Origin of the sequence: Saccharomonospora iraqiensis subsp. paurometabolica YIM 90007, from assembly GCF_000231035.2 — a bacterium.
Lineage (GTDB): Bacteria > Actinomycetota > Actinomycetes > Mycobacteriales > Pseudonocardiaceae > Saccharomonospora > Saccharomonospora paurometabolica.
The window spans coordinates 74,776-79,650 of the sequence record NZ_KI912259.1; the positions used below are offsets into that span (position 1 = coordinate 74,776).

Below are 4,875 nucleotides of genomic sequence, written 5' to 3' on the forward strand. Positions count from 1 at the left end.
CGTGATCCGGACCTGCGGGCGCAGCGGGAGGTGCTCAAGGCCGCGCTGCAGGAACCGGCCCTGACCGGGCCGCAGTACGACGCGCTGTCCGAGGAGGCCTTCACCCACCCGGCGTATGCGGCGGTGCATCGTGCGGTGCTCGCGGTGGGCGGCACCGCCTCCGGGCTCGCCGGGCCGGCGCTGCTGGACGCCGCCACCGAACACGCGCGGGACCGCACCATCACCTCGCTGCTGTCGGGGCTGGCGGTCGAGCCGCTCCAGGCGGCGGGGGAGGTCGACGTCCGCTACGTCTCCGGGGTGCTCGCGGCCGTGCAGGAGGGCCTGGTCGGCCGCCAGATCACCGAGCTGAAGTCGAAGCTGCAACGCCTGTCGCCGGTCGACGAGGCCGACGACTACCGCGCGCTGTTCGGCGACCTGGTGGCCTTGGAGCAGTACCGCAAGGCCCTGCGGGAGCAGGCCGTCGGGGGGTGGGACGAGTGACCACCTTCTCCACGTGGTTGCCGGGTCCGTTGCGCCGGCTGTTCGGCGAGCCGGTGCCGGAGGAACTGCGGACGCGGCTGGCCGACGACGAACACGTGCTCGCCGCCGCGCCGGTCGAGCGGGGCGGGCACGTCGCGGTCACCGCCCTGGGATTGTGGGTGCCGGACGACGGGGTCCCGACCTCCGGGGAGGGGGACACGGCCGGTCCCGGCGCCCGCCGGATCGGCTGGCACCTGATCAGCAAGGCGGTGTGGCGCGAGGGCGCGCTGTCCGTCACCGAGGCCGAGGTGACCGGACACGCCGGGGACGCCGTGCTGCTGGCCGATCACCGGCCGGTCCGGTACCGGCTGCCGAAACCGGGCAGGCTCCCGCACCTGGTGCGCGAGCGGGTGGAGAGTTCGATCCGCTCCCGCCACCACAAGGAACTTCCCGGTGGTGGCGTGTGGTTCGTGGTGCGCAAACTGCCCGGCGGCGACGGGTCGGTGCTGCAGGCCCGGCCGGACCCGGGCACCGACCCGGAGACCGTGCGCGCCATCGCCGAGGAGGCCGCCGCGAAGCTCGCCACCGGCCCGGAGTCGGAGGCGGGCACGGGATGAACCACCCCGACCGCGACCCGGAGGGCACGCGTGCCGTGTGGGACCCGCACGCCTACACCCACCGGGATCTGCGGGAACGGCCGTTCCACGACCTGCTCGCCCGGGTCGGTGCCGACAACCCCCGTCGGGTCGTGGACCTCGGCTGCGGGCCCGGGACCCTGACCGCGTGGCTCGCGCGCCGGTGGCCGCACGCGACGCTGGAGGCACGGGACAGTTCACCGGAGATGGTGGCCGCCGCGCGGGACGCCGGGGTGCCCGCGGTCCACGCCGACGTCACCGGCTGGTACCCGGCCCCGGACACCGACCTGGTGGTGGCCAACGCGGTGCTGCACTGGGCCCCGGAGCACCGGGAACTGCTCCGTGACCGGGTGCCCCGGCTGCCCGCCGGGGCCTGGCTGGCGATGCAGGTGCCGGGCAACTTCGACGCCCCGTCCCACCGGGCGATCCGGGAACTCGCGGCGAGCCCGGCGTGGGCGGAGACGTTGTCCGGGGTGCACCTGCCCGGTCCGGACGCGGTGGACGACCCGGCCGGGTACGCGGACCTGTTCGCCGACCTCGGCTGCGCCGTCGACGCCTGGGAGACCACCTACCTCCACCCGTTGACCGGCGACGACGCCGTGCTGGAGTGGGTGACCGGCACGGCGTTGCGTCCGGTGGCCGCGGCGCTGGGGCCGCGGGAATGGCACGAGTTCCGCGCGCAGCTCGCGCCGGAGTTACGGCGGGCCTATCCGCCGCGCGCCGACGGCGTCACGTGGTTCCCGTTCCGGCGGATCTTCGCCGTCGCCCACCTGCCGCACTGACCGGCGGGCCCAGGTCGGGGCCGCCGGGTGCGCTCACGAGGAACGGCCGCCGGAGCCCCCGGAACCGCCCGAACCGCTCGGACCACCGGGGGTCGCGGTGGCGTGGCCGTCGTGACCGTGCGGGGCGGGCCTGCGGTGGGTGAACGGGATCCGCCCGCCGACCTTCTCCCCCACCTTCGCCCGGGCGACCCCGGCCGCCCCCTGCATCGCCGGGTGGTCGGCGAGTCTGCGGTAGTTGCGCACGATCTGCTCGTACCGCGCACGACCCGCGCGGGCCCCGAGCACGTAACCCGCGGCGGCGCCCAACAGGAAAGTCTTCATCGATGCCTCCTCGCACGGCGGGCTACCCGGTTCCAGTGTCCCGTACCCGTCGCTCGCCCGCCGGACACCACCGCGTCCCGCACGGGAAGGGGGTGGGGTGTCGGCACGGGGAGGGGGTGGGTGTCGGCGCCCGGTCGGGTGTGTATTACAGTAGTCACCGGTCAGCACGGAGTGCTTCATCCGCTCCGGGCAGGCCGGGAGCGATCCCTCGTAGCTCAATGGCAGAGCATTCGGCTGTTAACCGAAAGGTTGCTGGTTCGAGTCCAGCCGGGGGAGCCACACCGAACCCCAGGTCCGCACGGGCCTGGGGTTTTTTCGTGTCCGCACCCGCCCCCCCGTACTCCCGGATCCCCGTGTCGACACGCCTCTGGGCAACGCCGCGAGTACGTGTTACTTTGGGGTAACCGTAAATCGCGGTAACAGGTACACGGGCGTACAGGAGGTCTCCCATGACCAGCGTCGAAGACACCCGGGAGAAGGCCGGGAACTCCCCCTCCGAGCGCGAGACCGTGGCGCGGCGGCTGCTGGACTCGTCCGAGACGTTGTCCTACGACCCCGCCCGGGAGGTCGACTGGGAGACCCCGCTGGACACCGACCACCACGGCACCAGCCCCGAGTGGAGCACCCTGTACGGGACGGCGTACTGGGCCGAGCTCACCGAGGCGCAGCGGCGGGAGCTGACCCGCCAGGAGGCGGCGTCGGTGGCCAGCACCGGCATCTGGTTCGAGATGATCCTGCAGCAGATGGTGCTACGGGACTTCTACGCCAAGGACCCGACCGACCCCGCGTTCCAGTGGGCGCTGACCGAGATCGCCGACGAGTGCCGGCACTCCATCATGTTCGCCCGCGGCGCGGCGAAGCTGCGGGCACCGGCCTACCGTCCGCGCCGCGCGGTGGTCGAGCTCGGCCGGCTGTTCAAGACCGTCGCGACCGGGGAGGCCGCCTACGCGGCGATCCTGGTCGCCGAGGAGGTCCTGGACGTCATGCAGCGGGACTGGATGCGCGACGAGCGGGTGGCGCCGTTCGTGCGCACCATCAACAACATCCACGTGGTCGAGGAGTCCCGGCACATGAAGTTCGCCCGGGAGGAGACCCTGGAGCGGCTGCGCGGGGTGAGCAGGCTGCGCAAGCAGGGCATCGCGCTGGTGGTGTCGATCGCCGCCTACTTCATCGTCACCAGCATGGTCAGCCGCGACGTCTACGCCAACGCGGGACTGGACACCCGGCGCGCGGTCCGGGAGGCCCGGGCGAACGAGCACTACAAGTCGATGCTGCGGTCGAGCTGCGCGGGCCTGATGGAGTTCCTGGACTCGGCCGGGCTGTTGACCGCGGCGGCCACCCGCGTCTACAAGCGCGCGAACCTGATCTGAGCCGATGGCGTTCGCGATCACCCAGACCTGCTGCAACGACGCGTCCTGCGTGACGGTCTGCCCGGTCAACTGCATCCACCCGACACCGGACGAGCCGGACTTCGGCAGCACCGAGATGCTCTACATCGACCCGGCGAGCTGCATCGACTGCGGTGCGTGCGCGGACGCGTGCCCGGTCGACGCGATCGTGCCGGTGGACGTGCTCTCCGGCCCGATGACCGCGTACGCGGAGCTCAACGCGGCCTACTACGCCGACCGGGGTGCCGACCGGGGTGCCGACCGGGACCCGGTGGCCGAGGCCGCGGACCCGGCGCCGAACTTCCACCCGTGGTCACCGCCGGTGTTCGCCCGCGACGTGCCCAGCGACATGGCGCCGTTGGACGTCGCGGTGGTCGGGACCGGACCCGCCGGGATGTACGCCGTCGAGGACCTGTTGCTGCACACCAACGCACGGGTGACGCTGATCGACCGGTTGTCCGCACCGGGTGGACTCGTCCGGTACGGGGTCGCACCCGACCACCCGTCCACGAAGAAGATCGGCGAGACGTTCGCCCGCTTCCACAAGCACCCGAGGCTGCGACTGAAACTCGGGGTCGAGGTGGGCACCGACGTCACCGTCGACGACCTGTCCGCCCGGCACGACGCGGTGCTCTACGCCGTCGGTGCCTCCGCGGCCCGCGCACTGGGCATCGAGGGGGAGGACCTGCCCGGCAGCGTGGCCGCGACGACGGTGGTCGGCTGGTACAACGGGCACCCCGATGTTCCCGCCGACGCGGTCGACCTGTCGGCCGAGCGGGTCGCCGTCGTCGGCAACGGCAACGTCGCGCTCGACGTGGCACGGATTCTCACCGCCGACCCGGACGAGCTGGCCCACACCCCGATCGCGCCGCACGCGCTGCGGCGACTGCGGTCGAGCCGCGTGCGCGAGGTCGTCCTGCTCGGCCGCCGGGGCCCGGAGTCGGCCGCGTTCACCCGGCCGGAGCTGTTGGCGCTGACCGAGGACCCCGACCGCGACGTGGTCGTCGACGCCGGGGACCACCGCACCGTCGCCGCCCTCGACGACGCGGCCCCCACCGACAAGGCGGGCCTGCTGCGGTCCGTGCCCCGCGAGGTCGTCGACTGGTCCGCCCCGCCCGCCGCCGGGATGCGGCGCATCGTGTTCCGGTTCCACTCCGCACCCCGCCGGATCACCGGTCCGGACCGGGTGCGCGGGCTGTGGGTCACCGGTCCGGACGACGACGTGGCGATGTCGGTCGGCCGGGTCGTGCGCGCGGTCGGGCACCGGGGGACCGCGGTGCCGGGGCTGCC

5 protein-coding genes, 1 tRNA gene and 1 pseudogene are annotated in these 4,875 nt (G+C 73.3%); 6 read left to right on the forward strand and 1 reads right to left on the reverse strand.

Features of this window, described 5'->3' with window-relative positions; translation table 11 throughout:
* From SACPADRAFT_RS0221235 to SACPADRAFT_RS0221245, 3 genes and pseudogenes are all read left to right on the forward strand, one after another.
* Positions 1-480 (forward strand): annotated as a pseudogene (locus tag SACPADRAFT_RS0221235) (DNA primase); the annotation flags it as partial.
* Positions 468-1,076 carry a hypothetical protein gene (locus SACPADRAFT_RS0221240; RefSeq protein WP_007026508.1) on the forward strand — a complete coding sequence of 203 codons (609 nt, stop codon included), beginning with the start codon at positions 468-470 and terminating at the stop codon, positions 1,074-1,076. The pseudogene SACPADRAFT_RS0221235 and the gene SACPADRAFT_RS0221240, both read left to right, overlap by 13 nt.
* A 35-nt stretch (positions 1,077-1,111) precedes the next feature.
* Positions 1,112-1,876: a trans-aconitate 2-methyltransferase gene (locus SACPADRAFT_RS0221245; protein ID WP_028662658.1), complete on the forward strand. Its 765-nt coding sequence runs from the start codon at positions 1,112-1,114 to the stop codon at positions 1,874-1,876.
* A gap of 33 nt (positions 1,877-1,909) precedes the next feature.
* On the opposite strand, the gene SACPADRAFT_RS0221250 is transcribed toward SACPADRAFT_RS0221245, so the two are convergent.
* Positions 1,910-2,197 carry a hypothetical protein gene (locus SACPADRAFT_RS0221250; RefSeq protein WP_007026506.1) on the reverse strand — a complete coding sequence of 96 codons (288 nt, stop codon included), beginning with the start codon at positions 2,195-2,197 and terminating at the stop codon, positions 1,910-1,912.
* Positions 2,198-2,401: 204 nt separating this feature from the next.
* Here SACPADRAFT_RS0221250 and SACPADRAFT_RS0221255 point away from each other — a divergent pair.
* The 3 genes from SACPADRAFT_RS0221255 to SACPADRAFT_RS0221265 form a co-directional block, all read left to right on the forward strand.
* Positions 2,402-2,476, forward strand: a tRNA-Asn gene (locus tag SACPADRAFT_RS0221255).
* Between the two features lie 170 nt (positions 2,477-2,646).
* Positions 2,647-3,567 (forward strand): AurF N-oxygenase family protein, encoded by a 921-nt coding sequence (locus SACPADRAFT_RS0221260; protein WP_007026505.1) that lies wholly within the window; start codon positions 2,647-2,649, stop codon positions 3,565-3,567.
* Between the two features lie 4 nt (positions 3,568-3,571).
* Positions 3,572-4,875 (forward strand): FAD-dependent oxidoreductase (locus SACPADRAFT_RS0221265; RefSeq protein WP_007026504.1); only part of this gene is annotated, 1,304 nt, incomplete at its 3' end.